At 47.3% G+C, this 26,603-nt stretch carries 23 protein-coding genes; 18 read left to right on the top strand and 5 right to left on the bottom strand.

Annotated features, from left to right (window positions below; translation table 11 throughout):
- The first annotated feature begins 76 nt into the window (after positions 1-76).
- Genes MKX59_RS22540 through MKX59_RS22530 form a run of 3 tightly spaced genes read left to right on the top strand, consistent with a single transcriptional unit; the run spans position 77 to position 3,432 of the window.
- Positions 77-466, top strand: coding sequence for a GntR family transcriptional regulator (locus MKX59_RS22540; protein WP_340858971.1), 390 nt, complete (start codon positions 77-79; stop codon positions 464-466).
- The gene (locus tag MKX59_RS22535) at positions 459-1,361 is read left to right on the top strand and encodes an ABC transporter ATP-binding protein (RefSeq protein ID WP_340858970.1); all 903 of its coding nucleotides are present in this window, start codon (positions 459-461) and stop codon (positions 1,359-1,361) included. Before MKX59_RS22540 ends, MKX59_RS22535 begins: the two co-directional genes overlap by 8 nt.
- Positions 1,336-3,432, top strand: coding sequence for a DUF6449 domain-containing protein (locus MKX59_RS22530; protein WP_340858969.1), 2,097 nt, complete (start codon positions 1,336-1,338; stop codon positions 3,430-3,432). The genes MKX59_RS22535 and MKX59_RS22530 overlap by 26 nt, the downstream gene beginning before the upstream one ends.
- Before the next feature lie 331 nt (positions 3,433-3,763).
- Here the strand turns inward: MKX59_RS22530 and MKX59_RS22520 are convergent, their stop codons facing one another.
- The gene (locus tag MKX59_RS22520) at positions 3,764-4,036 is read right to left on the bottom strand and encodes a hypothetical protein (RefSeq protein ID WP_340858968.1); all 273 of its coding nucleotides are present in this window, start codon (positions 4,034-4,036) and stop codon (positions 3,764-3,766) included.
- Positions 4,037-4,135: 99 nt separating this feature from the next.
- Here MKX59_RS22520 and MKX59_RS22515 point away from each other — a divergent pair, with 99 nt between their 5' ends.
- The 4 genes from MKX59_RS22515 (at position 4,136) to MKX59_RS22500 (ending at position 8,394) form a co-directional block, all read left to right on the top strand.
- A complete protein-coding gene (locus tag MKX59_RS22515; protein WP_340858967.1) occupies positions 4,136-5,590 on the top strand; it encodes a PstS family phosphate ABC transporter substrate-binding protein in 1,455 nt (484 codons plus the stop codon).
- Between the two features lie 146 nt (positions 5,591-5,736).
- Positions 5,737-6,966 (top strand): hypothetical protein, encoded by a 1,230-nt coding sequence (locus MKX59_RS22510; RefSeq protein WP_340858966.1) that lies wholly within the window; start codon positions 5,737-5,739, stop codon positions 6,964-6,966.
- 13 nt (positions 6,967-6,979) lie between these two features.
- Positions 6,980-7,843: an aldo/keto reductase gene (locus tag MKX59_RS22505; protein WP_340858965.1), complete on the top strand. Its 864-nt coding sequence runs from the start codon at positions 6,980-6,982 to the stop codon at positions 7,841-7,843.
- Between the two features lie 14 nt (positions 7,844-7,857).
- Positions 7,858-8,394, top strand: a complete 537-nt coding sequence (locus MKX59_RS22500; protein ID WP_028543200.1) for a mismatch-specific DNA-glycosylase — start codon at positions 7,858-7,860, stop codon at positions 8,392-8,394.
- A gap of 91 nt (positions 8,395-8,485) precedes the next feature.
- Here MKX59_RS22500 and ald read toward each other — a convergent pair whose 3' ends face one another.
- Positions 8,486-9,616 (bottom strand): alanine dehydrogenase, encoded by a 1,131-nt coding sequence (ald, locus tag MKX59_RS22495; protein ID WP_340858964.1) that lies wholly within the window; start codon positions 9,614-9,616, stop codon positions 8,486-8,488.
- Positions 9,617-9,860: 244 nt separating this feature from the next.
- On the opposite strand from ald, the gene MKX59_RS22490 reads away from it, so the two are divergent.
- The 8 genes from MKX59_RS22490 (at position 9,861) to MKX59_RS22455 (ending at position 21,034) form a co-directional block, all read left to right on the top strand.
- A complete protein-coding gene (locus MKX59_RS22490; RefSeq protein ID WP_023987304.1) occupies positions 9,861-11,525 on the top strand; it encodes a PucR family transcriptional regulator in 1,665 nt (554 codons plus the stop codon).
- Between the two features lie 101 nt (positions 11,526-11,626).
- Positions 11,627-13,150, top strand: a complete 1,524-nt coding sequence (locus MKX59_RS22485; RefSeq protein ID WP_023987305.1) for a copper amine oxidase N-terminal domain-containing protein — start codon at positions 11,627-11,629, stop codon at positions 13,148-13,150.
- 189 nt (positions 13,151-13,339) lie between these two features.
- Complete coding sequence (locus MKX59_RS22480) at positions 13,340-14,635, top strand: galactokinase (RefSeq protein WP_069079708.1); 1,296 nt, start codon at positions 13,340-13,342, stop codon at positions 14,633-14,635.
- A gap of 131 nt (positions 14,636-14,766) precedes the next feature.
- Positions 14,767-15,684, top strand: a complete 918-nt coding sequence (locus tag MKX59_RS22475; protein ID WP_340858963.1) for a PD-(D/E)XK nuclease family protein — start codon at positions 14,767-14,769, stop codon at positions 15,682-15,684.
- Positions 15,685-15,859: 175 nt separating this feature from the next.
- Positions 15,860-17,125: a YncE family protein gene (locus tag MKX59_RS22470; protein ID WP_340858962.1), complete on the top strand. Its 1,266-nt coding sequence runs from the start codon at positions 15,860-15,862 to the stop codon at positions 17,123-17,125.
- Between the two features lie 232 nt (positions 17,126-17,357).
- Positions 17,358-18,017 carry an SGNH/GDSL hydrolase family protein gene (locus tag MKX59_RS22465; protein WP_254347673.1) on the top strand — a complete coding sequence of 220 codons (660 nt, stop codon included), beginning with the start codon at positions 17,358-17,360 and terminating at the stop codon, positions 18,015-18,017.
- 141 nt (positions 18,018-18,158) lie between these two features.
- On the top strand, positions 18,159-19,499 hold the full coding sequence (locus MKX59_RS22460) for a hemolysin family protein (protein ID WP_025723741.1): 1,341 nt from the start codon (positions 18,159-18,161) through the stop codon (positions 19,497-19,499).
- A gap of 263 nt (positions 19,500-19,762) precedes the next feature.
- Positions 19,763-21,034: a methyl-accepting chemotaxis protein gene (locus MKX59_RS22455; RefSeq protein ID WP_023987309.1), complete on the top strand. Its 1,272-nt coding sequence runs from the start codon at positions 19,763-19,765 to the stop codon at positions 21,032-21,034.
- A gap of 93 nt (positions 21,035-21,127) precedes the next feature.
- On the opposite strand, the gene MKX59_RS22450 is transcribed toward MKX59_RS22455, so the two are convergent.
- Positions 21,128-21,340, bottom strand: a complete 213-nt coding sequence (locus MKX59_RS22450) for a hypothetical protein (protein WP_013309048.1) — start codon at positions 21,338-21,340, stop codon at positions 21,128-21,130.
- A 140-nt stretch (positions 21,341-21,480) separates the two neighbouring features.
- Here MKX59_RS22450 and MKX59_RS22445 point away from each other — a divergent pair, with 140 nt between their 5' ends.
- On the top strand, positions 21,481-22,263 hold the full coding sequence (locus tag MKX59_RS22445) for a YwaF family protein (protein ID WP_028543194.1): 783 nt from the start codon (positions 21,481-21,483) through the stop codon (positions 22,261-22,263).
- 116 nt (positions 22,264-22,379) lie between these two features.
- Here MKX59_RS22445 and MKX59_RS22440 read toward each other — a convergent pair whose 3' ends face one another.
- Positions 22,380-23,171: an SDR family oxidoreductase gene (locus tag MKX59_RS22440; RefSeq protein WP_028543193.1), complete on the bottom strand. Its 792-nt coding sequence runs from the start codon at positions 23,169-23,171 to the stop codon at positions 22,380-22,382.
- A gap of 259 nt (positions 23,172-23,430) precedes the next feature.
- Here MKX59_RS22440 and MKX59_RS22435 point away from each other — a divergent pair, with 259 nt between their 5' ends.
- Positions 23,431-24,804: an N-acyl-D-glucosamine 2-epimerase gene (locus tag MKX59_RS22435; RefSeq protein WP_340859011.1), complete on the top strand. Its 1,374-nt coding sequence runs from the start codon at positions 23,431-23,433 to the stop codon at positions 24,802-24,804.
- A 122-nt stretch (positions 24,805-24,926) separates the two neighbouring features.
- Positions 24,927-25,598 (top strand): MgtC/SapB family protein, encoded by a 672-nt coding sequence (locus MKX59_RS22430; protein WP_053324781.1) that lies wholly within the window; start codon positions 24,927-24,929, stop codon positions 25,596-25,598.
- Positions 25,599-25,822: 224 nt separating this feature from the next.
- On the opposite strand, the gene MKX59_RS22425 is transcribed toward MKX59_RS22430, so the two are convergent.
- Entirely contained in the window at positions 25,823-26,500 is a 678-nt protein-coding gene (locus tag MKX59_RS22425) for a peptidylprolyl isomerase (RefSeq protein ID WP_023987315.1), read from the bottom strand.
- Positions 26,501-26,603: the final 103 nt, after the last annotated feature.

Here is a 26,603-nt window from a genome sequence, read left to right as displayed (position 1 = left end):
ACTATTAATAATAGTACAGTTAGAACAGTTCAGTATATACAAGTGAATCAGAGTAAGTCTTGAAAGGAGGAAGTCCATGTTCGAGCTGGATATCCGCAGCCGCAAGCCGATCTACGAACAGCTTATGGACAGGGTAAAGGAAATGATTGTGTACGGATCACTTCAGCCGGATGAGCAATTGCCTTCCGTACGGACATTGTCCGCTCAGCTAACGGTGAATCCGAATACGATTCAGAAGGCGTATCGAGAGTTGGAACGAGAAAGATACATCTATTCCGTCCAAGGCAAGGGCAGCTTTGTCACCCCTGCCGAGCATCAGCCGCAGCAAATAAAGCGGGATGAGATTCGGGCAGCGCTGTTGAAGCAGATGATCGAAGCCGTCCATTTCGGTTTTACACAGCAGGAAGTGGACGACATATACGTGGAAGCTATACAAACAAAGGAAAGGGGGATGTCCCTTGATTGAATTAAGGGAAGTCACAAAGACATTTACAGAAGAAAAGGCTGTCGATCAGCTCGCCCTTACGGTGAAGAAGGGCTCTATTTTTGGGCTGCTAGGCTCGAACGGGGCAGGGAAAACGACACTGCTTAAAATCATCGCCGGGATTTACCGACCGGATACTGGCAAGGTGCTAATCGGTGGACAGCCGGTGTATGAGCAGCCTGAAGTCAAGCAGCACATTCTGTTTTTGCCGGATACCCCTTATTTTTTTCCGCAAGCGACAATTCGTCAGATGGCCCGGTTTTACCGCTCCATTTATCCGAGCTGGAGCGAGGAACGCTACATACAGCTTACGGAGATTTTTAAGCTAGATCCTAAACGAAAGCTTCACCGTTTTTCCAAAGGGATGAAGCGTCAGGCTGCTTTTTTGCTTGCCTTGAGCTGTATGCCTGAGCTGCTCATTTTGGATGAACCGATTGATGGGCTGGACCCGGTGATGCGTAGAATGATCAAAAATTTACTGTTTCAGGAAACCGCTGCACGCGAGATGACCGTCGTGATCTCATCTCATAACTTGCGTGAAATAGAAGACATGTGTGATCACGTCGGCATTATGCACCAGGGTCGGATGCTGCTGGAAAAAGAGGTCGACGACCTCAAGTCTGATACGCATAAGGTACAGGTTGCCTTTCGTGACAGCACGCATGAGGAAGCCGTATGTGGACAACTTTCGGTTGTACATAAGGAGCGGAGGGGCAGTATTCTGCTGCTTATTATCCGGGGTGAACGAGAGCGGATTGCAGAGACGATTGAAGCGTATGAGCCGCATGTGTTCGATTTGCTGCCGTTGACGCTTGAAGAAATTTTCATTTATGAAATGGAGGACGCAGGTTATGACATCCAACCGATTCTTCTGTAGCGGCGGCGTAATTCGCCAAAGCCTGAGACAGCATGGCTGGATCGGTCTGTTGTACTTGGTGGGATTATTGTTTACGGTGCCGTTACCATTATTTATGAGCATTGGTGATGAACAGCCGCGAACGGTTTTAAGAGGCTTGTTCGATAGTACAAACTCAGGTAATGAATTGCAAAAATTGATTTTATTAGTTGTACCGGTGCTGGCGGGTGTGATGCTGCTTCGTTTTATTCAACGACAGGGTTCATCGGATTTATACCATAGCCTACCTTTGCGTAGAGAGCATCTATTAACGGCACATTTTATTAGCGGTCTTATACTTTTACTTGTACCTGTATGGCTGACTGCGGGAGTAACTGTTTTGGTAAACATGTCGGCCGAACTGCCTTATATTTTTCATATCAATGATATCGGATCATGGGCTTTGGTCGTCTCAGTCATTACGATTTTCCTCTTTACCTTTACCGTGTTTGTAGGCATTTGTGTGGGACAATCGCTACTACAGACCGTAGTAGTATATATTTTGCTGTTATTACCTTATTACCTGTCAACCATGATTAGTCGTCTTCTGGAGCGTAACTTGTATGGTTATGTGCAGGTGCGAGAAACCATTGTTCAATATATGAATGGTGGGGAGTTTCGCAGTAGTAATAATATTTGGGAAAGCTTGTCGCCGCTTGTACGCATTATGGACTACTTGCCGCGTAACGCCTTTTCTTACATGGAGCTACTTGCCTATATGGGTCTCTCCCTACTGTTTGTCGCTTTGAGTTATGGATTGTATCGTAAACGGTTGGTCGAGAAGGCGACTCAGGCAATGGCGTTTACTTTCTTTCAACCCTTTTTCAAGGCAGGGGTCATACTGTGCTCCATGCTTGTATTAGGCGATTATTTTCATGCTACAGGTAGCAGAGGAGAAAACTGGTCCTTTTTTGGATATGTACTTGGAGCTATTTTAGGTTATGTCATTGTTGAGATGGTCATCCGCAAAACCTGGCAAATTGCACGTGTTCGTGCTTTGGTGGAACTGGTCGTTTACGGTGTGATCATGGGGTTGGTCATATACATCCCGATTTCAGGTTGGTTAGGCTATGAGGGACGGATTCCAACGGCACACTCGGTAGAAAAAGTTTATGTGGGGCAAGAGGTACCTCTAGGGGGAGATGCAGAAAAAGAAGCGTATTTTTCCCAAGACAGGGCCTATATTGCTTCTGTGCTGAATTTACATCGTGAACTCGTACGTGCACATGCAGCTGGCGAGAAGTCGTTGTCCAAAAACCTAGCCGTCGAAATGGCAGTCATAGTCTACCATCTGGATGATGGTTCCATCATAACTCGGCGCTATACATTCCCTGAGAAACCTTTCCGGACAGAACTGACTAAAGTGATGGAAGCAGAGCCTTATAAAACGGTAAGATACAAGCTGGATAAGCTGCAAGGGAAAGCAGAAACGATCAATATCCAATCAGTAGATGATAATGAACGACGAGTGGTTTTGACCGATCCGAAAGAAATTCATGAATTTGAAGCTGTACTCAAAGAAGAAGTTTTAAATATGAGTTATAGCGAAATACAATCAGATCGATATCCCTTGGGGAGTGTTTCCATTACAAACAAAGAGTCATCCCTTACCAAGGACGAGCCGAAATGGAATCGTGAACTTTCATTTAATTGGCCAGCTTCTTTTCACAAGCTTACAGGTTGGCTGGGGCAAAAGGGGTATGCGGATAAGGTCATCATTCATTCCAAGGATATTATGTCTATACGGGCTGTTCCTATTATTTCTCAGGAGATGGAGCCTTATCAGCCTAATCAGTATATTGAAGACTATAAACTATTTAAAAGCATTCAACAGAAGCACAAAGCAACAACTATTGAAGATTCGAAGCTTTGGAGCACTGTACTGGAAAAGCGCAGACCCTATAGCTATACTCCAAATAGGGCGAAAGGCACTTACCTGGTTCAGGTCAAGATCAAACCTTTATTTAGTTCAGACCCCCATACACGCTATTGCTATTTAACTCCAAAAGATATGACACCGGAGCTTGCAAAGGCTTTACCAGCAATTCCTTAAGCCCACGATATGGCTATACAGGATGACGATTCCCTCCCGTTTGGCGATGCCGGGTTCGACCTCGTGCTGAATAAGCATGAGTCATTTTCGCCAACGGAGGTACGACGTATTTTGCGCTTGTCTACTATTTAAAAGCCATTGAATGGCAGATTGCAGACTTTCAGCCAGAGAAATATATAGAACAACTGTATGGTCTGTATTTGGATATCCAACGTAATGGGTACTGGGACGTGAAGCAGCACCGTTTTTTGATCCATGCCAGAGCAATATAAAGAAGATTCGATACCAAAAAGGCCTTTCCCGTGGGGGGAGGCCTTTTTTGCCATACGCATTAGGGTAAGAACAATATTAGAAGCCACATGGCGGTTGGCAGTGAAATACCAACGGCTATCGCTATATAGGGCAAGGGGGTTCGGAAGTAGTTTTTACAGTCCGCCTCCTTGTCCTTTTTCTCGTGATAAAACGCTGCCTGTGTTGCAAAGCTGTGAAGTAGCTTGAGTGCTTCGTCGCTGGGAATGTGCTGTAAGGAAAGCCATAGATCATCGTGTGCTTTCCGGAGCAAGGTTACATCAGATGTATGATTCGGATGATCGGATAAGGACATTTTTATCCTCCTCTCGTATACTAATCTTTACCATAATTGTACAATGAAGAAGCAATGGCTTACAGTCTCATTTCATTCATTAGATATAGGAGGATGTACATGTCTGATCCAAAGGGAGTTATAACCAAGCCGGAAAAGGACGAGTCTGTGCGGATAGCATGGTTTTGGCCATGGCTGGGCGGTACGTTTATGTTTGGATTGTTTTCAGTCATGTTTAATGTAGTTTGGAGTATGGTTGTGGCACCCCAAGTGCAGCTTCTGCTGAGGCATGAAGGTGTAACGGATACAACTGTGTTTGTAATACTGCTTCTATATGCATGGATTATTGGTCTCATCTTTGCAGCTTATGGTGCCTTGAGTGCGCGTATGTCCAGCATGGGCAAGCTTTCTCTGATGCTGACCGGGCTATTATCATTATTATGTGGACTGTGGTTGTGGATTATAGGAATACAAGGGTCTGGTGGTCAACCTGCTGAAGTGTGGGGAGGGGCGTGGGAGCTCTTTTCACTCTATCACGCTTGGGCGGAGCCTGTGTTGGAGGTATTGGGTCCATATACGCAGCATGGTGAAATTTGGTTTCTACTGGCTGCACTGCTGCCGATAGCTGGCATGGTAGTAGGAGTTGGGGTGAATCGTTATCCAGCGCTAACCGACAAGAATGGTAAGGTGGATCATAGATGGCAATGGATTGTTGCCGCGATATCTGCTGCGCTCGTCATTGTGCTGACGATTACACTGATGCTTCCTCAACGCCCGTACATTGCAGAGAAGGATTTTCCGGTAGTTGACGGGGCTACGGCGGCCATTCCGTTTGCGCAGGATATGCTGCATGAACTGACTGGAATGAGCAAGGCGCGAGCGGCGCACGAGCTGAGATTCAACACGACCCATCAGGCATATGTCAATTTGATCGAAAAGAAGGCGGATCTGATCCTGGTGGCCGGTCCTTCCGATGAGGAACTGCGTCTGGCGAAAAGTCGGGGAATACAAATGAGGCTCACGCCCATTGGGTGGGATGCGTTTATTTTTCTCGCTCATCAAGACAATCCGGTTAAGGGACTTTCTTCGGAGCAGGTTCGTCGTATATATGAAGGGGCTATCCATAATTGGAATGAAGTAGGGGGCAAGGATCAGCCGATCATTGCTTATCAGCGAGAAGAAAATTCAGGCAGTCAGACATACATGCAAAAGAAAGTGATGGCAGGCCATGAGATGGCTGACCCGCCACGTGAACTACAAATTGGCATTATGGGTGGTATGATTAATGCAGTCGCAGATTTTAACAAGGATCACAACGCGCTCGGATATTCATTTTATTATTTTGCAAATGTGATGCATAATCGTCAAGAGGTCAAATTTTTGTCTATTGATGGAGTAGAGCCGAACAAAGAACACATTCGCTCGAAGCAATATCCATTCACAGCTCAACTGTTCGTGGTCACACGGGAAGGCGAGAAACCAAGCCCTTCGATGCAACGATTACTCGAATGGCTGCAAAGTGAAGAAGGAACCCGGGCCATCGAAAAAGGCGGCTTTGTTCCTGTAAACTCGTAAACCTGAAACGATGGTTCGCATACAGTCACCCGTATATTCACCTTAAGAGTGAAACGAAGACAGCAGGGTAATACATAGAATATGCTTTGCTGTGAATACAATACCCGCACAGCATGTATATCACCAACATAAGGGGATGAACGAAAATGAAGAAAAAAACATCGGTATGGGTGCTTTTGCTCGCCGTAGCCATAGTGACAGCGGGGTGTGAAACAGGCTCGCAAACAGGACAAACGGCTCAAAAGGAGCAAAAGGGTGCCGCCTCGGCACAAGCGAATGGTTCGGGAACGACTGTAGATACACCGAAAACAGGAGGACAAGCAACCACAGACTCTACTATAGCGAAGGTCCGCATGGACAATATTACCGCGCTGCGTTTGATCGACGGTCAATCCGGCTGGATCGGCGGAAATGGCTGGATTGCCCGAACGGACGCGGCTGCATCCGATTCAGTCGGATCGACGTGGAATGTGCAATATCAGGGCCAAGGTACGGTTCAGCAGATTTTTGCCTTGAACGGACAGCAGGCCTGGGCTGTTATGGCAGACAGCGGATCGCTGCTGGCCACTCGCGATGGCGGCAAACGCTGGGAGGTTGTGGGGACTGTACCTGAGCAAGGGCAAGCGGGCTTTTTACACTTTGTATCGTCCAAGGAAGGGTTCAGTGGCAGCCAATATACGAAGGATGGCGGGCATAGCTGGTCTTCGCTCCCCATGCCTGGCCACATGGTAGGACAGCCATATTACCATGATCGGCAAAACGGCTGGGCGGTTACGCAGGACACAGACCGTTCGTTTCAGATTTTACACACTGTTAACGGGGGCCAAAAGTGGACTACTGTCATGTCACGCACAACGGAGGCGCCTCTAAATGGAGCCATTATTCGTTCGGTAGAACGTGGCAACGCATGGATCGAGCTGGTTGGAGATACGGGGATGAATCAGACGTCGTATTCGCTTTGGCATACTGCCGATAGTGGACAAAGCTGGCGTGCTGTGCTGGCGAATGCCACTGCTGGCGGCGGTCCGGCACCAGGTATTAGCCAGCAAGACAACCAGGTTGCCAAAAATGAAGGGACGGCACCAGGTATGCTCTATCCGGTTAATAGCAGTACCGCATGGATGGGTGGCTACTGCGCACCGTGCGACAAGCCCAATACCATCGGCTGGACGACTGACGGCGGCAAGACGTGGAACAATGGCAAGCAAGGCTTTGACGGTTATGGCGGTCAGCAAATCGGGATGGCAAATGCCAAGGAAGGCTGGGCTATTTTCTCAGATTCAGAGCAGGCCCCAGTTATGTACACCACCTCGGATGGTGGTCAGCATTGGACGCAGAGCCATGTATTTGACAAGCCTGTGGCATCAGGATCCTAAGGAGGGAATGCATATGAGCCAACATAAGAAAAGTGTGATTAGATGGACTGACGGTCGTGAAGTACCACTAATCGGGCAGGGCACGTGGAATATGGGGGAAAAAGCGTCACTCCGACAGGAAGAGGTGCGCGCGCTTCAACTTGGCTTGGAGCTGGGCATGACGCTGGTGGACACGGCTGAAATGTATGCGGAGGGCGGCGCAGAAGAGATCGTCGGAGAGGCCATTCGGGGTCGCCGGGACGATGTCTATCTTGTTAGCAAGGCGTATCCTCATCATGCGGACCGCCAAGGACTGGCTCAAGCGTGCGAAGCGAGCCTAACCCGAATGGGAACAGAGTACATGGACATGTATCTGTTGCATTGGCGCGGGAATATTCCGCTGGAAGAAACGGTACAAGGCATGGAAAAACTGCGTGAGCAGGGCAAAATCCGCAGCTGGGGAGTGTCCAATCTGGACAAATCCGACATGGAGGAGCTATGGAGCCTGAGTAGAAGCGAAGCCTGCGCTGTTAACCAAGTGCTGTATCACGCAGCTTCGCGTGGCATCGAATATGATCTGCTACCTTGGAGCCGTACGCATGGGGTGCCTGTGATGGCCTATTGCCCGATTGCCCAAGGTGGCCGCCTGCGACGGGGTCTGTTGGAGCATCCTGTTATGGTAGACATTGCTGCCAGCCACGGGGTAACTCCATCCCAAATTGCGCTTGCGTGGGTCATACGGGACGGTAATGTCTGGGCAATCCCGAAGGCGGTGCAGGAATCGCATGTACGAGAAAATGCAGCGGCAGCAAGTATTCGGCTCACTCCTGAACAACTTCAACTAATAGACGAAGCTTTTCCTCCGCCAACGCGGAAGCAGCCACTGGATATTGTTTGAGAAAGGAGGAGCCCATGACAGAGCGAGAGACAGAACTGCATGAGGTAGATGATCATCTGGATTATGGATTATCCGTTGTATTCATCGGCTTTAATCCCAGCTTGAAATCAGGCGAGGTAGGACATCATTATGCGAATCCGCGCAACCGCTTTTGGCGCATACTGGAGGGAGCAGGCTTGACACCTCGCTTGTACGATCCATCAGAAGATCGGGAGCTGCTGAAGCTGGGCTTCGGATTTACGAACATTGTTTCCCGTCCCACGAGGGGAGTAGAGGACATTGCACGCGAGGAATACGCCGAAGGACGTCTGAAGCTATACGAGAAGCTAAAGGAATACCGCCCGAGGGTTGCTTGCTTTGTCGGCAAAGGCGTGTACACCGAATACAGTAAAAAATCCAAAGTAGATTGGGGATTTCAGCCTGAACCGCTAATTCCCGAGATGCATGAATTTGTGGCACCTTCGTCTAGCGGACTGGTGCGCATGTCGCTGGAAGAAATCACAGATATTTATCGCCATCTTCAAACGTTCCTTTCGTCAGAGATCGTCTGAAATGCAGTAAGTATGGTGAATACAGCTAGCACAAAAAGAACCACACGCTCCAGTCCCTGCTGGGAAGAGTGTGTGGTTCTTTGAGCTGTTTCTATTGTAAGGCTTTCGCCTGCCATGCCTGTTCCACGGGAACATAAGGATATCCCAGATCACGTGCGACCGCTTCGTAGGTAATATGTCCGTTCAGGACATTGGTGCCGCTAAGCAGTGGCTTGTTTCTGCGAAGCGCCTCCTGCACACCCAAATCTGCGAGCTGGAGAGCAAAGGGGAGCGTCGCGTTCGTCAGAGCGAGCGTCGAGGTTTGCGGTACCGCGCCCGGCATGTTTGCTACCGCATAGTGAATGACGCCATGCTTCACATAGGTAGGCTGGTCGTGTGTCGTGATGTGGTCAATCGTCTCGACTATGCCGCCTTGGTCGATGGCGACATCCACAATCACAGAGCCGGGCTGCATCGTCTGTACCATGGCTTCCGTTACGAGCCGCGGGGCTTTGGCACCAGTGATCAGGACAGCACCGATCAGCAAATCACTTTGCGCCACGGCTTCAGCAATGTTGGACGGGGTGGACACCAGCGTATGGAGCTGATTGCCAAAAATATCGTCCAGTTGGCGCAGTCTTTGCAGGCTCAGGTCGATCAGTGTCACATCTGCCCCGAGACCGATGGCGACCTTGGCAGCATTGGTGCCGACCACCCCTCCGCCAATAATGGTCACTTTACCGCGTTTTACCCCCGGCACACCTGCCAGCAGGATGCCTTTGCCACCCTTTGGTTTTTCCAGCAGTTGTGCTCCAATTTGTACAGCCATTCGTCCGGCAACCTCACTCATCGGGGTAAGCAGCGGGAGGCTGCCTTCAACATCTAGCGTCTCATAGGAAATGGCGGCTACGCCGTTGTCTGTTAAAGCGCGGGCCAGTGCTGGCTCGGCAGCCAAATGCAGATAGGTGAATAAAATCAATCCTGGTCGAAAATACCCGTATTCAGAGGGGAGCGGCTCTTTTACCTTGATAATCAGATCCGCCTGGGACCACACGTCCGCAGCTTGTTGCACAAGAGTCGCACCCGCAGTGGCATAATCTCCATCCGTAAAGCCGCTTTCAACACCTGCATGGCTTTCCACAAATACGTGATGTCCGTGTTGAATCATTTGAGCTGCACCTGCAGGCGTTAGAGCGACACGATTTTCGTTGTTTTTAATCTCTTTCGGAATCCCAATTTTCATTTCATTCACCTCTCCTAAAAATAATTGTTAAGAAAATTACACTATCATTTTTGTGCAGTTTGCCGATTAGTTACATGGACTCAAGCCGATAAATGCAATTCATGTTAGATTAGGTACAGTTTACAAGGGGGGGAGCTCCTTGACATCATACATTTTGTCGGATTATCTGACTTAAAGGCTCGACTTTTTGATGAATATATGTCATATAAAATGACATAAAGACATATACATAAGGAGAATGCCGATGAACGGTAAAAAAACATTTACCATTGCGGATGTGCTGGAACGTCCCGTTTTCCGGCGGGCAAAACTGGCGGCGGGGGAACAGGGCGTAAATCGCCGTGTGGGTTGGGTCCATGTACTAGAAATCACAAATGTTTCTCCGTTTGTGAGCCGTCATGACTTGATTTTGACGACCGGCCTGTGGCTCACCCGGAAGGGGGAAGAGCGTGCCGAGTATATGGAGCAACTGATCCGCTCGGAAGCCGCGGGATTGTGCGTGGAGCTGGGCACGAGCATTCATGAAATCCCCTCTGAAATTCTGGAGTTGGCGGAACGACATCACTTCCCGGTCATCGTATTTGAGCAGCCAGTGCGTTTTGTTGAAATTACACAAGATATTCATTCCCTACTTATTAACCGACATCATGAACTCCTAAAAGATCTGGAACGATTTTCACGTCAGCTTCAGCAGGAAACCCTGCGCAGCACTGATATGAACGCCCTCTTGCGTGTGCTTCATGACTATGCAGCCCGGCAGGTCATCTACATGTCTTCCATTGACACCAATCGATTCGTACCTTCCGTCCAGCCGGATTTGGCGGACCGTATTGCAGATTTTTATGCCAATGAAGTGGAATCTAGTATGACCGCCGATCGGGAGGGGCACCTGCTGTTTCACCTGAATGAATCCACTGCCGTCTTGTTCCAGCCCGTTGTATGCTTCGGTCAGGTGTTTTCCGCAGTAGGTTTGGTGCTGCATAGTGAAATGCCGACGGAAGAAATGTCGCTGCTACTCGATTACACTGCCAAGGCCGCCGCTACATTGGTGCTGAGAACACAGTTTCTTGAAGACCGATTGCTGCGTAATCAAAATGAATTGATTCAGGATGTACTGAGCGGACAGCTTCCCAGTGAAGAACAGGCCCAGACCCGGATGGGCCTGCGATTGTTATCGAAGGGGCAGTATTTATTTTGGGCAGGGGTCATCGAGGTGGAACATCAGGACAAGGATGCCAGTCAGGTACGCAAGGAATCCATCAATCAGGATGTGCTAGTGCTGCTTCGTTCATTGTTGAAAAAAGAAACGTTGCACAACCTGCTGATGATGAAGGGAAGTCAATGCTACATCCTTTGTGCCAAGGAGGAATTAACACTGCGTTCCGCAGCGCAAATGAAAAAAGTGCTTGCCCATACTGTTCAATATATTCAGAATTATGCCGCAGGACAGCTTGATAAGGTGCGCATTCATGCAGGCTTTGGTAAAGTAAGGCATCGCATGACGGGGACGGATCGCAGTTTTGAAGAGGCATATGAGGTCATTGAAGTGGCACGAAGCGTCCCAGTCATGAAGGATCGGTTATTTTACGACAGCATCGGAATCTATCAGTTGTTGAAGGCGGTGCCCCGCATTCCTTTTCTACAAGAGTTCGTAGAGGACCATTTGGGCGGGCTGATTGCGCATGATCGTGAGCACCATATGCAGCTTCTGGATACACTGGATGCCTATTTTCAATCCCATGGCTCCAAGCGTGATACCGCCGGAATTTTGTACATTCACAGACAGACCCTTTATAATCGGCTGGATAAAATTAATGAAATCATAGAGGGAAATCTGGCAGACCCTGACAAACGTCGTTGCCTAGAGATGGCGCTACTGGCTTACCGAATGCTTCAGGCTGAAAATTGATCCTAAATAACTAGTTCTATTTTCCATTCTACTCATTTACAATGCGTGTTAACACTGAGATAATAGAAGAGATAACGGAAATATCTTGAAAGGGGATTAATATGAATATAAAAAAATGGATCGCCGTCCCTCTTATTCTGTTAATGGTAGCTTTGACAGGTTGCCAGGCAGTAGGTGGATTTGATGTAAGTAAAAATTTATTGGGAACACTTGATGTGAAATCCCAGCAAACAACGGAGAAAATCTCTCTTAAATTGACTCCAAAAGAAGGAATCACGCAAGGAGATAAAGAAATCGTAGATTTGATTAATTCGATTTCCGTCACTGTGGATGAAGCCAAGGTACAATCGGAGGAACTTGCTTCTGCCAAAGGTACATTGCACATCGATAAGTATAATTTGCCGTTTGAACTTGCTTTAGACCGCCAAGGTTTGGCTATTCAACTGGAAGGTGCCAAAAAACCTTATTACATATCTTTGAACTCGCAAGAGAGTTTGAGCGGTCTGCCTGCTGGATTTGATCCATATGTATATTCCAAAGACGTGAGAGAACTGACGAAAACAGCCGCTGCACTTATGCTCAAGCATGCGCCTAACCCTTCTACCATTTCTGCAACGTCTGTAACCGAGGAAGTATACGGTGAAAAAGACAAAGTGAAACTGACCCATCTGCATGCTGAACTTCGTGGTGATGAGCTGGTAACATTGGTAAAACCGTTCCTGGCGAATCTGGCGAAGGACGAAGCAGGCTTGAAAGAGCTGATCGGGCAAGCCATTGATATGACTAAAACGATTGCTTCCGGCATGAATATTGAAGGTAGTGATAAAGTAACAACGGAACTGAGTGCTAACAAAGAAAAAATGGTCAATGAGGCTTATACCGAAGTTAAAAAGTATTTGGATCTGGCCGTTGATCAGTATGATGTAGGCGTTAGCACCATGTATGCACAGTCCCCTGAAATCAAAACGGTTCTGAGTGCTAACACGGTTCTGAAAAGCGACATGTATTTTGATGAAAAAGGAAATGTTCGCAAAGCGGCGACAGACCTGACGGTTGCTTTGCCAGATGTGGACGGTCTTCCAGTGAAGTCCTTCACAATTCTGACCGAAACTCAATCTTGGAACGTCAATGGTAGTGTGACGGCTGATAAAGTGGATATTTCTAACGGTGTTATTGATTTGAATAAACAAGCTGAATTAACTCCGGGAGCGACGCTGCGCAATTTTGAAGCGAATTCTCCGATCTACAACATTTTAAAAAATGATTTGGAAATTACAAAAGTAGAAACCATTTTCGATCCTAAAGACGATTACTACGTCTTGGAGAATCGTGGTGGCACTGCCTTTATTCCATTGCGTGAACTGACGAGCGAACTGAACTCCGAGTTAAAATGGGATGCAGCTGCTAAACAAACTACTGTAATTGATGATATTACAGGTAAGACGATTAAGCTGAAAAGTGGCTCCAAACAGGCTGTATTGGAAGGAAGCACATTGACGCTGCCACAAGCTCCATATACGGATGAATATGGCACATTGTATGTTCCTTTCAAATCAGTTGCCGAGGCGCTTGGCGCCACAGTAACTCGTAACAATGATGGGGAATATGTACTGAAACGCGACTAAAAAAGATATTCAAGGAACCGGCCCAATTAGGGCTGGTTCTTTTTTAGTTAAATTGGTAAAATGCTCAGTAAAGCGATTAAAATAAGCGCTTACAAATTTTAAAAGTGCCATACTTTTATACAGGGAAAATTGAGATAATTATAGTATCATTCCAGCATAGGAAAACACATACAATTAGGGGGATATACGATGAAAGATATGGAACTATTGAATTCCAGAGAGGGACAAATGGTGCTTGCCCGAATGTACGGTCAACAGCAAATCTCTGAGCAAACGACTCGATATGAATCACTTATACAGGCGTATCGGGAGCATTTTGGTGTAGGGGATATTGAACTGTTTAGTGCTCCGGGACGTTGCGAAATTGGTGGAAATCATACAGACCACAATCACGGGAAGGTGCTGGCAGGCAGTATAACACTCGATACCATCGCTGCAGCTTCTAAAGTGGAGGAGTCTGTAATTACATTCTTTTCTGAAGGCTATAAGACGAAGTACGTCATCGATTTAACCGACTTGTCGCCAAAACCGGAGGATGACAGTACGATGCTGCTGGTTCGTGGTATTGCCGCTGGTCTACTTGAATTCGGATACCGTATCGGGGGATTCCAAGCTTATATATCAAGTAATGTATTCTCTGCTTCAGGTTTAAGCTCTTCCGCTTCTTTTGAAATGTTGATATGCACGATATTAAATCATTTTTATAACGAGGGAGCGTTAGATGCAGTTGCTAAATCCAAAATTGGTCAGTATGCGGAAAATAGCTATTGGAACAAGCCGTCGGGACTGCTCGATCAGATGGCTTGCGCGTATGGCGGCTTGATTTCCATTGACTTTGAAAATCCCAAGGAACCGATCATAAATCCTGTTCATTGGAATTTTGAACAAAACGGATATTCCCTCGTTATTGTAAATACAGGCGGAAATCATGCTGATTTAACGGACGATTACGCGGCGGTGCCCAACGAAATGTTTGCAGTGGCTCAGTCTTTAGACGCTTCGGTTTGTCGTGACTTATTGCCAGAGGATCTATATGCCAACCTTAAAATGGTCAGGGAAAAAGCAGGAGACCGTGCAGTACTGCGGGCGTTGCATTTTTTTGAAGAAAATAGGCGTGTGGATGAACAAGTGAAATCACTGGAGGAGGGGCGCTTTACTGATTTCCTGAGGCTCATTACCGAATCTGGTAATTCCTCATGGAAATGGCTCCAAAACGTATATAGAAGTGGGGTTGCGCGGGAACAAGACGTATCGGTTGCACTGGCTTTAACCGAAATGTATTTACAATCAATAGATAACAGCGCATGCAGGGTACATGGTGGTGGCTTTGCTGGTGTCATCTTGACGATTCTTCCGAATGATCATGTGGATAATTATAAGGAGTGGATCAGCGGAATGCTGGGAACTCCGGTACTTGTTGTCAACGTCCGTGAGGACGGTGCCGTTAATGTTAGTGATTTGATAAATGTTGAACGGACTCATTGAGAGTTTACAAACTAGTCAGTCAGTAGAAGACTTTAACCCATGGGTTAAAGTCTTTGTCCTTTTTATCGCCGATACAGCTTAGGTTTGCGTTATAATAAAGAGATGATAGTTTTAATGAAGGAGGGCCTGTCATGGCTATATACCCGTCCTGGTCCTATTCGCAATCGAGGGCTCAAACGTTCGATGAATGCTTACGCAAATACTATTATCATTATTACGGCTCGCATAATGGCTGGAATTCGGCACAGGGCACTGAAGAGCAAGTTACGTTGTATCGGCTCAAGCAACTGAGCAACTTATATATTTTATTCGGGAATATCACGCATCAAATGTGTGAATCAGTCATACGTGGATGGATGGAAAAAGGGGCTATCCCGCGTACAGCATACCTCGAGACAGCTATGAAGAACATGTTGAATGACAGCTACAAGGAATCGCTACACCGTGAGCTATGGCTACAAGATCCGAAAAATCGCGTCATGCTGGCGGAGGTTTATTACGACGACGAGGTGCTTTCGGAACGGATCGCCCTTATTCAGGAGCGACAGCATGCGGTGATACACAATTTATACCGTACTGCGGTTTGGCATGAACTGCAACAGGGAAAGGCCCGAATTGTAGAAGTGGAGAAGTGGGATACGATGCTCCTTCACGAGACGAAAGTGTATGTCAAAATGGATTTGCTCTACCGTAGAGACAATGGAGACTTGGTCATCGTGGATTGGAAAACAGGCAAGGAAGGCGATTTTTCCGACCAACTTTTTTTGTATGCTTCCTATGTGCAGGAGCACTATCAGCTTCCATTGGAGAAGATCGAGGTACGTGTGGAGTATCTGATGACAGGAGAGCATGAGGTGTATCGTCCCGCGCAAGAGGATATCGACAAAGTGGTTGGTAATGTCGGACGATACATCGAGGAAATGAAGTCCTGTCTCGATGACGATTACTATAATCGCCCCAAGCCTGAATCTTTCTTCACTCCGATGCCTTCACGCAGAGCGTGCGGAGGCTGTAATTTTCGTGAGGTGTGTAAGTACCGAGCGGTGTGAGGGGAATAGAGTAAAAGAAAGACACTCCTTTTAATTAAAATGGGTGTCTTTCTTTTACTCTATTGAGTTAATGTCCAATTTATATTAAAAATCCTGCATATATTACAAATAGAATTAGTAGTCTTTTAAGACTGGAATTTAACTGTAATATTTGAATATAGGAGGTTTCATTTAAATGGCCATTCTGTCAACTGGACCTATTAATAATAGTGCTGTCAGTGGTATAAGACCCACTCAAGAGGTGACGATCAAAATCGAAAACCAGGATTCTGTCAATTTTTCGACTCTAATGATAGAAGGCTATATATTAAACGGATCGAGAACGTCATATGTACTTGAGTCTTTCTCAGTCGCTCCGAATCAAGTCATTACTAAAAATTATTCTGCAAATTTTGATGCATATTCATTCGTTTTTACAACGGGAGGTGTTGCCGCAAGTCAGACTGAAATTTCCGTTTGGGGAAAAAATGCAGCTGGAGAGTTGGTTACGGCTCATCGGCTTGTATCGTCTGAGCTGTTAGGGGCTGGGGCAGAGTCCGGCCCCCTATCAATCAATCGCATTTTTGTAGCCAATTTTGATAGTAATGATGTTTCTGTGATTGATGGATTGACCAATGAGGTGATCGTGTCCATTCCTGTTGGCATTAATCCCGCGGGAGTAGGAGTTAATCCATTAACCAACCGAATCTATGTAGGAAATTTGAACAGTGATGACGTTTCCGTAATTGATGGATTAACCGATACGGTGATTGCTACCGTTCCTACTGGAGATGGAGCAAGCTCAATTGGGGTCAATACTGCAACCAATGCTATATATGTAGCAAATTTTAATGATAGCACAGTTTCCGTAATTAACGGTTTGACCAATACAGTGATTGCTACGATTATTCCTGTCGGAGGTCTGTCTCTTCCAACGGGGATAGGTGTCAATTCATTAACCAATCGCATTTATGTAGCAAATTTTAATTTTGATGTCGTTACGGTCATTGATGGAGAAACAAATACCGTGATTACCCAGATTCCAGTTGGGGTGAATCCATTTAGAATAGGTGTCAATTCACAAACTAATCGTATTTATGTGTCAAATTTCACGGGTAACAGCGTTTCTGTAATTGATGGAGTAACGAATACGGTGATTGCTACCGTACCAGTTGGGACGACTCCAGGTGAAGTGGGGATTAATCTTTCTACAAATGCTATATATGTAGCAAATCGCGATACGGATAATGTTTCCATAATTAGTGGGTTGACGAATACAGTGCTTGCTACGATCTCGGTCGGGAATAATCCGAATGGAGTAGGTGTCAATCCAATAACTAATCGTATCTATGTAACAAATCAGGATGATAACAACGTTTCTGTAATTGATGGAGTCACCCAAACTACGATTACTACCATTCCGGTGGGAGCTCGTCCATTCGCAGTAGGAGTAAATCCTTGAATTGGAAAGGGGTCTTGGGAAGAACTCAACCTAGGAGCGGAGGAAGGAGCATAAGTGATAGCCCGCGTGACGACGGGCTTTTTACTTGCGACTACAGGTAGCGAGGTGAACAGAAATGTATATCATAATGCAAATCTGTAATTCTTCTATATTTTGAAACCGCTTTCTAATTTAGAAGATACGAGGTATGATAAGGGTATTATTGGAAAATGCGAAGGAGGAAGTTAGGAAGATGACGAGTATAGAACACGCACGTATTCTTTTTCAGGGAGATTCTATAACAGACGGAGGAAGGGGACGAAATGAGGACGCGAACCATTGGCTGGGTCAGAGCTATGTGTATCTGATCGCAGGTGCGTTGGGGAGCCGTTTGACTACCACGCAGCCAGAGTTTGTGAACCGGGGAATTTCGGGGGATCGAGTTTCGGATTTGTATGCACGTTGGAATGAGGACACGTTTAGCCTGAAGCCGGACCTGCTCAGTATTCTAATCGGAGTGAACGACGCCTGGCGGATCGTGGAGCAGGAGCCGTCCGGGGTGACGGACCGATTTGAACGAGCCTATCGCCACCTTCTGGAAGAAACGCGTGAAGTGATGCCTGATCTGGGACTCGTGCTGTGCGAGCCGTTTATTTTGAAAACGGGAGCTACCGAGGCGCGATGGGACATTTGGCAAGAAAAAATAACGGGATACCAGCGTATTGTACGTCAGCTTGCGGACGAATTTGGGACCGTGTTTGTGCCGCTCCAGAGCATGTTGAACGAAGCCGCTACCCAGGCGGACGCCTCCTATTGGCTGCATGACGGGGTTCATCCGACAGCGGTTGGGCATCAGTTGATAGCTGATCAATGGATAGATATCGTGCAAAAGAGTCCGCTGGCGATTCGCTAACAGGGTCATACATAGTCTACTCCTTGTCATTTTTGGGTAATACACGATTATGGACATCATTACTTATGTTATGGTTCCATCCAAAAATGAATGTCAAAGGGGGGGCTTCTTGCTTCGTCATGAACGGAGCAAGAGAGGGCTATGGAAACGATAAATATCATTCTGGTTATATTGCTTATCGCATTAACTGCTTTTTTTGTGGCCTCGGAGTATTCCATTATTCGTGTGCGGGTATCTCGCATCAATCAATTGGCCTCTGAAGGCAACAAAAATGCGAAAGCCGTTAAAAACATTTTGTCTCGGCTGGACGAGTATTTATCTGCTTGTCAGCTCGGAACCACATTAACCTCAATGGCGCTAGGCTGGCTAGGGGAATCTACTGTTGAACATCTGCTACATCCCCTGTTTGTGTTGGCTCATATTCCAGCAGGCCTGACGGGAGTGCTCTCCTTTTTGCTGGCTTTTCTAATCTTGACCTATTTCGAGGTGGTCATTGGGGAGCTGGTACCCAAAACATTCGCCATACAGATTGCGGAACCGATGGCATTGTTTTTTGCCCGTCCGATCACGATATTCTATAAAATGACCTATCCCCTGAATTGGGTGCTCAGTCGTTCATCGCGTGTCATTACGGGTCTCTTCGGGCTCAAAAGGGTATCTGAAGAAGATGCGGCACTCAGTGAAGCCGAGCTTCGCTTGGCGTTATCTGAAGGCTTTCGTAGTGGTGAAATTACACCGACAGAATATCGATATCTAAACAATGTATTTGATTTTGACGACCGTGCGGCGCAGGAAATTATGGTACCGCGCATCCACATCCGTTCCATCTCCCACCAGGCAACAGTGGCCGAGTTTATGGAGCTGATCGAGGACAAAGTTTATAATTTTCTACCTGTAGCTGAACATGGCGACCGGGATCGTATTATCGGGATGATTCGCGTCAAGGAAGCCCTGCATGATTTGGCACGTGGGCACAGCACAGGGAATACGACGATGGCTTCTTATATTCACCCGGTGCTTCAGGTTATCGAGACGGTTCAGGCTCGGGATCTGCTGATTCAGATGCAAAAACGACGCATTCCAGTAGCGGTGCTGGTGGACGAATATGGTGGAACATCTGGACTTGTCACACTGGAGGACATTATGGAGGAGATTGTTGGAGACATTCCTTCCTATACCGACACCGAAACCCCCGCAGCGTTAACTCCACTCATTACAAAAACAGATGATCATCGTTACATACTCAAATCACAGGCGCTCATTCATGAGGTCAATCGACGCTTGGAGACGGATATTGAGGCCGGGGACGTATATACAATTGGGGGATGGATGCTTTCAGAGCGTTTTGATATCCAGCAAGGAGAGAAGCTGACCATCGGTTTATGGGAGTTTACCGTACTGGAAAAAAACAGTCACCAAATAGACACAATTGAAGCGATTAAGAAAGCAGTCGTTGAACAGAAAAATGACAATGATTTTTAATAATGGAAAATGACTTTGTCGAGTAACAGCTCGCTTAAGATGTGACGAATGGCCTGTAAAGCTTGTGACAGCGCGATTCGTCCGTTTTAAGATGCAAGCTGCTACCTGGTAACATATTGTTTTTTGTGATTAGGATAGGGGACTTAAGACTCTGTATCTTTATGCTCATGAATATATCTGTCTATGAAAAATACTACTAGAAATGTAGCAATTTTATGGTAAAATGGAATCAAATTTGAGTTTTTTGGGGTGGGCTACAGTACATGAAGATGTCACTAGGTACGAAAATGGTTACTGCATTTGTCTCAATTTCTGCAATAACCTATGGAACAAGCGCTTTTTTTATTTTTGTACTCAAGGACTGGCTTGCTCAAGGTACACAAGAATGGGTGTACACTTCGATCATTCTGTTATTGGGTGTTCTGTGGAGTGGCATTTTGGGCTGGTTGATCTCAAAATTACTCACACGGCCAATTGTTAGGTTGGCAAAGGCGGCAGAGGAAGCCTCGGCGGGGAACCTGTCTGTTGTGATTCCTGAACGTCGTTCGGAGGATGAAATTAAAGTTCTGTATGATGCATTTCGGCATATGATGCTGAACATTAAAGATATGTTCAATGAGATCTCGTACAGCACCAGAACAACTTCGCAAAGTGCGGAAAATCTGAGCTTGGCTATTGTGCAGGCTACCACACAAATTGAGTCCATGTCTTCGGTGGTAGAAGATATTTTGAATGGCGTGGAGCAGCAAAAGCAAGCATCTGCCCAATCTATTAAAACAGCAGACCGAATGCTGGGCGATTTTAAAATGATGCGTAGCAAATCGGGGCATATGCTGGAACTGTCAGGCCATATGGAGCATTCAGTAGATTCGACGCAGACCGTATTTTCATCCCTGATGGATGGAATGGGAGAGCTGACAGCATCACATGGTCGTTCGCAGCAGGTAATTGCCCGACTGGAAAAAGAAGCTTCCCAAATTGAAGCGATTACAAGCACCGTGAAGGATATTGCGGAACAGACCCATTTGCTGGCGTTAAATGCTTCCATAGAAGCGGCGCGTGCGGGAGAAGAAGGGAACGGGTTTGCTGTAGTGGCTCACCAAATTCGCGCACTTGCTGCCCAAAGTACGGAGTCTGTGCAGCAAATAAATGCCATCGTTAGCCGTGTCCAGTCACAAATCGTAGAGACAGTGCAGTTGATGCATCAGCAGACGTCATTGGTCAGTGCTGAGGCGGAACGGACAAGCTCTGTGGATCAGACGCTGAACCGTTTGAACGCTATTGTACGTGAATTTGTCGAGAGCATCCGTTTAATGGAAGAAGCCGTGACGGAGCAGACGAACCGGGTAGATCAAACCTTTGAGCAGATCCATCGTATTCAGCAAATGTCAGGGGCCTTCTCTGAAGGAGCTCACAAAATTTATACAGCTGCTCATGAGGAGACAGCAATTATGCAGGAAATTTCGTCTTCTTCCGAGGATTTGAAAGTGCTTACGAATAAACTCATGATGAAAACACGGGGAATGCAACTATAACAGAAACCGTCATGTGAGGCATGATATATACAAACAAAATATAGCCGCTACACACCGGAAAACGAAGCAAAATGGTTCCCCGGTGTGTAGTGGCTATTTTTTAATTTCAAAAAACTCACATTGTTTTCTGGGGTGGTAAGCCAGATCACTGACGCTGGATTGCACGACGATGGTTTGATCGTCGAAACGGATTATGATTCCGCCAGAGCCAATCAATTGGTCATCCTGAAATACTCGGACACGAAGATGACGTTCCAGTGCCTCATTGAAATCCTGATCTGTAATTAATCGGCGATTAATGGCCATGAGGGTTCTCCTTTAAATATAATATCTTTTATCATAAAGGTAAGGTATTGAACAAGCAAGAAACACGGCTAGAACATAATCGGCTATTGGGTATAAAATAGAATGCAACGAAGAGAGAAAGAGATCAAAGGGGGCTAGCTATGGATAGGTCGTGGTCAGGGCCTTGGTTTGATGCCAATGCGCCAGAAGGGTTCGAGGCTTTTACTCCGTCACATGGGTTGGCTATATTGGGACTCATTGTATGCGCTTTGATGCTGTGGCTGACTCGGGGATGGATTCGATCGAACAAGCCTGTAAGCGAGGGAATTCGCTGGTTGTTAATTACATTCCTCATTCTGTCAGAGGTGACTCTGAATATTTGGTATGTGATGCAGCATATTTGGGATGTCCAGACCTCATTGCCATTAGAACTGTGCAGTGTGACACTGCTGCTGTCTATCCTGATGCTTATTTTTCGAAGCCGCTGGTTATATCCGATCATCCTTTTTGCCGGAATTGGAGGGGCGCTCCAAGCCGTACTGACGCCTAATTTGGCATACGCATTTCCGCATTATCGTTTTATCCATTTTTTCGTAGCTCATAGTGCTATTATTTTGGCAGCCTTGTATATGACCTGGATAGAAGAACTCCGACCGACGTGGAAGAGTGTGGGAGGAGTGATGCTTTTTCTGAATGGCTTGGCGCTGATGGTGTGGATCGTAGACGATGCTCTCGGTGCTAACTACATGTTTCTAGCTGGAAAGCCGTCGACACCGTCGATATTGGATGTTTTGGGGCCATATCCTCTGTACATTCTGGCAGAAGAAGCCATTGCACTGCTGTTCTTTTCGCTTCTGATGCTGTTGTTCGAGGTGCTTCCAGGAGGCAGGCTGTATGTCCGCTTTCGCAAAGGAGCTCTGCATGGTGCTGACAGGTCGATATAAAGCCGTTGTAAAGCGATATAAAAGCAGCCTATTCCACAAGTATATGACCAGGGATAAGGCTGCTAAGAATGCCTAAACAGTAGTACACATGGGTATAACGTTCCCCATTCTAATACTTAACGCAGTAGTGATTCTGCTCCGTCTACATAAATTTCCGTACCCGATACATGAGATGACTCGTCTGAGGCGAGAAACAGGACCAGATTGGCAACCTGCTCTGGCTCACCAGGGACATCCTCTAGCGGATGCTCTCCGCCCTTCGGAAATTCGACTGGAATTTGTACCTGCTTCAAGTCTTCCGAAGGGTACGTGTTATCGTCAATTTCCGTGTCGATAGCTCCCGGGCATATCGCGTTGACCCGAATTTTGTAACGTGCCAGCTCCAGCGCTGCCATTTTCATAAAAGCAACCTGAGCTGCCTTGGTGGAGGCGTAGGCTGAGAATCCAATACCTGAAAAGGTTCGATTACCGTTGATGGAGCTGGTAATGATAATGCTGCCGCCGCGTTCTTTCAGGTAAGGGACGGCATATTTAACGGTAGCAAAGGTGCCGCGAAGATTGATGTTCATCGTGCGGTCCCATTCCTCCAGTTCCAGTGTCTCAATAGGGGCCATGGTGCCGTTAATGCCTGCGTTGGCGAATACTATGTCCAGCTTTCCGTACGTTTCCACGACTTTAGCGAACCCCTGCTGAATCATGTCCGGCTTGGAAATATCACATTCCAGTACAAGTGCCTCGCCGCCAGCCTGCTCAATGATTGCTTTGGTCTCCTCTGCATGCTTGGGTGTCCGATCCAGCATGACCACCTTGGCGCCTTGTTCTGCAAAACGGATCGCGGTCGCCTTGCCGATCCCTGAACCTCCACCACTGACCACTGCTATCTTCCCTTGCAATCTCTGCTCTGCCATTGACTATTCCTCCCATTCCGTTCATAAACTAAACCTGACTCGTTATTCCATACCTCTGTACGTTGATGGTGAAACAGTCACAGCTGGATTTCATCCCATTTGCGAAATATGGTAACATAGGCGAACCAGCAGGAACTTATAGCAAAATCATATAGCAGGAACAAGTATGGAGAAGACCGAGTGACGGAGGTGGATCGAATTGAGCTATAACGCAAATGACCGACCCGAATCGACAGACGCTATAGCACTGACCGGAAAAATGAAACCGTGGGCACTGAACGGCCCCAGTATTCAAATCGATCCGTTGTTTCCCTATTACGCCAACCGTTCGCGGGACAGTATAGCAGATGAGATCGCCCTTGCGGGCTACCAGACCGTTCATTATTTTGTCGTGCGTGAAAATGAAGTGGATGGAGCGCTTGTTGCTGCTTTTCAACGCAGAGGCATAGCGGTGTGGGCGATGGTGCTAGGCAACGGTTCTTTTGGCGTGTCCCAGCTGCCGCCAGAGTGGAAAGAATGGCGCATGGAGCTGCTGCGCGAACCAAACGACGGATTTCAGCGGCTTTCGCATTTTGCTCAGGAGTATGTGGAATGGAAAAAGAAAGCCGCTGCCCGGCTCGTCACCGACATTCCGTTCGACGGGTTCGAGGTGGCGGAGCCTTATTTCCCCGAATGGAACGGGCTGCGCAGTGGAGTGTACGGGGATGTTGGGCCGCATGCACAGCGTGCCTTTCGCGAGCGCAGTGGTGAGAACATTCCGGATTTCCGCGACAAGCATGCGCGGAATTATTACCGGAAGGTTCCGAAGCTGTACGCGCAGTGGGTTGATCTGCGTGTGGACGCCGTGAACGGCCTGATCAGCGAGCTGGTGAACGGCGCGGGCGGTGTGCGTGATGTCCGGCCGGACATCTGCGTGGCGACATGGTCGCTTGCTGTGAGCGGACGCGGCGATGTCCCAGGCCAGCTGCGGGAATGGCAGGGGCTGGACGCGGTAGCTATGATCGGGTGCGTCGCCCCGGATATGCACGTACTCCAGACCCATTGGCCGGACTGGATGCGCCGCCGTCTACCGCCACAGTATACCCGGGGCTATGCTCGCATCGCGCAGTCGATACGGGCCGCTTATCCGGGCCTGCCCCTCGGGGTGCAGGCGGATATTGGCTCCCTTGCGCGTATGGTTCGGGACCGTGAGTGGACGCAGCGGTTTGGGGCTACCGCCCTTGAGGGCGGCTACGACGCCTGGACCGCCTATGAATACCATTTGGGTGGTTACATGTACGATGAGCCGCCCAAACCGCTTAAGGCGGAACGTTCAGCCGAAGATGAGGTAGTTATTTCTTTCAGTAAGCGGATTGCCACACCGTCTGTAGATGAGCTGCGTATTTGGAGCCGGGAGGACAGAGCAGGTACAACACGCAAGCTGAGCCGCCACCTAAGAAACGATTCACTAACGTTGCTGGAGCTTGTGGATGCCGTAGCAGACGGAAACCGTCTATTGCTGCGTATACGCAATTTACCAGCGGGGGCGTTCAGCTTGCGCCTTGATGGTGTACAGGATACACCGGAGCTATGGCTGCTCAAGGGGAGGAAGCTACATCGCAATCTGCCAGAGGATGAAGTGAGGGTTCCTTAAAATTTGGGTAATAACAAAATAACAGCTGTATAAACGGCTCATTTGCCGTAGCATTTTCGAATTGTATATTTTTGAGGAGCAGCATCTTTTCAAAACATAAACGATAGTGGAGTGAAAAAAGTATGTGGGATTGGGATTACCTGATTCGGGTCATGTTTGCCGGACTATGCGGCGCCTTAATTGGCTATGAGCGCAAAAGTCGCATGAAAGAAGCGGGCATTCGCACCCATTTCATTGTCGGTATTGGCGCAGCGCTCATGATGGTGGTATCCAAATATGGTTTTCAGGATCAAACCGTCTGGTCGAACCTGTCGCTGGACCCTTCCAGAATAGCAGCACAGGTTATAAGTGGAGTCGGCTTTATCGGCGCAGGGATGATTTTTACACAAAAAAATAGAATTAAAGGGCTGACCACTGCCGCAGGCATCTGGACTACCGCCGGAATCGGTATTGCCGTAGGTGCAGGGATGTATGGGCTTGGTGCAGGTGTAACGCTGTTTATTTTAGCGGCTCAGTCCTTGCTCCATAGTCGTTTTTATCAGATGGCTACTCCGTCCACGCGACAAGTAGTTGTTCAGGTCGACAATGAGCCGGGCGTGCTGAATCGGATCAAAGAACTGCTGGAGCACAAGAAGCTGACGATTCACAGCTTTCACGTCGAGCGCATCAATAATGGTGAGCAGTTGGTTATTCATATGCTTGTAAAGCTGTCCCGGTCAGAGGGAGTGGAGGAACTGCTGTCACTGCTGCAAGAGATGGAAGGTATTCGTTCAGTCGAGACTAAGTCCAATTAGACGAATTTACTGCTTATTTAGTAGCTTTTTTGTCGAACGCTGGCGGCTTTTATAACGGAAAAAACTTTAAAAATAATGATTGAAAACGCTTCCTTTTGTGTATATACTCTTACTACATCACAGAGACAGCAGCTTAGAAAGCATCAGGGGATAAGCAAAAACGACCTCATGCGTATGCACAAGGTCGTTGCTGTTATCCCGTTTTGAAAGACTGATTTGATGTCTTACTTTACTTTGACTGGAGCTGGATATTTTTTACCCAGCGTATCCACAGTGACTTTTTTCATCGTAGCCGGTTTGATGGGTTTGTCATTGCTATCTCGTTTGGAATTGACGATAGCATCGACCACATCCAACCCGGACGTTACTTTACCGAAAGCGGCATATTGACCGTCGAGGTAGTCCGCATCGGCAACCATGATGAAAAATTGCGATCCGGCCGAATCCAGATCCGCTGAGCGGGCCATGGATAATACGCCACGTGTATGTTTGAGTGTATTGTTAACACCATTGCTCTTGAATTCGCCTTTGATACTGTAGCCGGGGCCACCTGTACCGTTACCTTGCGGATCACCACCCTGAATCATAAAGCCTGGGATGACACGGTGGAAAATGGTACCGTTATAGGCTCCCTTTTGCACCAAAGAAATGAAGTTGTTAACCGTGTTCGGTGCTACTTCCGGATACAGCTCAAGCTTAATTTTCTTGCCATCATTCATGACAATCGTGACAATCGGATGGGAAACAGCCTTGCTTTTGTCTTTAGTCGCAGCAGGAGTTGTAGTGCTTGTCCGGCTGGCAGCTTCCACATCGGCCGCTTTTGTGCCGCATCCAGCAACCAGCACGAGCATGATGGCCAGCAGGCACAGCGTGTACCATGGGCGTATCGTTTTTCGGTTCATTGATATTCCTCCTGAAAGGTTGGATGGTGTAACATCCTAAATTATAGTTTGGGGGCAGCGCAGAACACTTTTCCATTTTCTATCATACCTTTTTTGCTGGGGA

The sequence above is a fragment of the Paenibacillus sp. FSL R7-0340 genome (assembly GCF_038002205.1).
GTDB classification, from domain to species: Bacteria; Bacillota; Bacilli; order Paenibacillales; family Paenibacillaceae; genus Paenibacillus; species Paenibacillus polymyxa_B.
This window is presented reverse-complemented; position numbering and strand designations above follow the sequence as displayed.

What these genes read in the sequence shown, in the direction of transcription:
- MKX59_RS22540 (WP_340858971.1), top strand. Translation starts at nt 77, where the DNA reads ATGTTCGAGCTGGATATCCGCAGCCGCAAGCCGATCTACGAACAGCTT.
- MKX59_RS22530 (WP_340858969.1), top strand. Translation starts at nt 1,336, where the DNA reads ATGACATCCAACCGATTCTTCTGTAGCGGCGGCGTAATTCGCCAAAGC.
- MKX59_RS22520 (WP_340858968.1), bottom strand. Translation starts at nt 4,036, where the DNA reads ATGTCCTTATCCGATCATCCGAATCATACATCTGATGTAACCTTGCTC.
- MKX59_RS22515 (WP_340858967.1), top strand. Translation starts at nt 4,136, where the DNA reads ATGTCTGATCCAAAGGGAGTTATAACCAAGCCGGAAAAGGACGAGTCT.
- MKX59_RS22510 (WP_340858966.1), top strand. Translation starts at nt 5,737, where the DNA reads ATGAAGAAAAAAACATCGGTATGGGTGCTTTTGCTCGCCGTAGCCATA.
- MKX59_RS22505 (WP_340858965.1), top strand. Translation starts at nt 6,980, where the DNA reads ATGAGCCAACATAAGAAAAGTGTGATTAGATGGACTGACGGTCGTGAA.
- MKX59_RS22500 (WP_028543200.1), top strand. Translation starts at nt 7,858, where the DNA reads ATGACAGAGCGAGAGACAGAACTGCATGAGGTAGATGATCATCTGGAT.
- ald (WP_340858964.1), bottom strand. Translation starts at nt 9,616, where the DNA reads ATGAAAATTGGGATTCCGAAAGAGATTAAAAACAACGAAAATCGTGTC.
- MKX59_RS22490 (WP_023987304.1), top strand. Translation starts at nt 9,861, where the DNA reads ATGAACGGTAAAAAAACATTTACCATTGCGGATGTGCTGGAACGTCCC.
- MKX59_RS22485 (WP_023987305.1), top strand. Translation starts at nt 11,627, where the DNA reads ATGAATATAAAAAAATGGATCGCCGTCCCTCTTATTCTGTTAATGGTA.
- MKX59_RS22480 (WP_069079708.1), top strand. Translation starts at nt 13,340, where the DNA reads ATGAAAGATATGGAACTATTGAATTCCAGAGAGGGACAAATGGTGCTT.
- MKX59_RS22475 (WP_340858963.1), top strand. Translation starts at nt 14,767, where the DNA reads ATGGCTATATACCCGTCCTGGTCCTATTCGCAATCGAGGGCTCAAACG.
- MKX59_RS22470 (WP_340858962.1), top strand. Translation starts at nt 15,860, where the DNA reads ATGGCCATTCTGTCAACTGGACCTATTAATAATAGTGCTGTCAGTGGT.
- MKX59_RS22465 (WP_254347673.1), top strand. Translation starts at nt 17,358, where the DNA reads ATGACGAGTATAGAACACGCACGTATTCTTTTTCAGGGAGATTCTATA.
- MKX59_RS22460 (WP_025723741.1), top strand. Translation starts at nt 18,159, where the DNA reads ATGGAAACGATAAATATCATTCTGGTTATATTGCTTATCGCATTAACT.
- MKX59_RS22455 (WP_023987309.1), top strand. Translation starts at nt 19,763, where the DNA reads ATGAAGATGTCACTAGGTACGAAAATGGTTACTGCATTTGTCTCAATT.
- MKX59_RS22450 (WP_013309048.1), bottom strand. Translation starts at nt 21,340, where the DNA reads ATGGCCATTAATCGCCGATTAATTACAGATCAGGATTTCAATGAGGCA.
- MKX59_RS22445 (WP_028543194.1), top strand. Translation starts at nt 21,481, where the DNA reads ATGGATAGGTCGTGGTCAGGGCCTTGGTTTGATGCCAATGCGCCAGAA.
- MKX59_RS22440 (WP_028543193.1), bottom strand. Translation starts at nt 23,171, where the DNA reads ATGGCAGAGCAGAGATTGCAAGGGAAGATAGCAGTGGTCAGTGGTGGA.
- MKX59_RS22435 (WP_340859011.1), top strand. Translation starts at nt 23,431, where the DNA reads ATGAAACCGTGGGCACTGAACGGCCCCAGTATTCAAATCGATCCGTTG.
- MKX59_RS22430 (WP_053324781.1), top strand. Translation starts at nt 24,927, where the DNA reads ATGTGGGATTGGGATTACCTGATTCGGGTCATGTTTGCCGGACTATGC.
- MKX59_RS22425 (WP_023987315.1), bottom strand. Translation starts at nt 26,500, where the DNA reads ATGAACCGAAAAACGATACGCCCATGGTACACGCTGTGCCTGCTGGCC.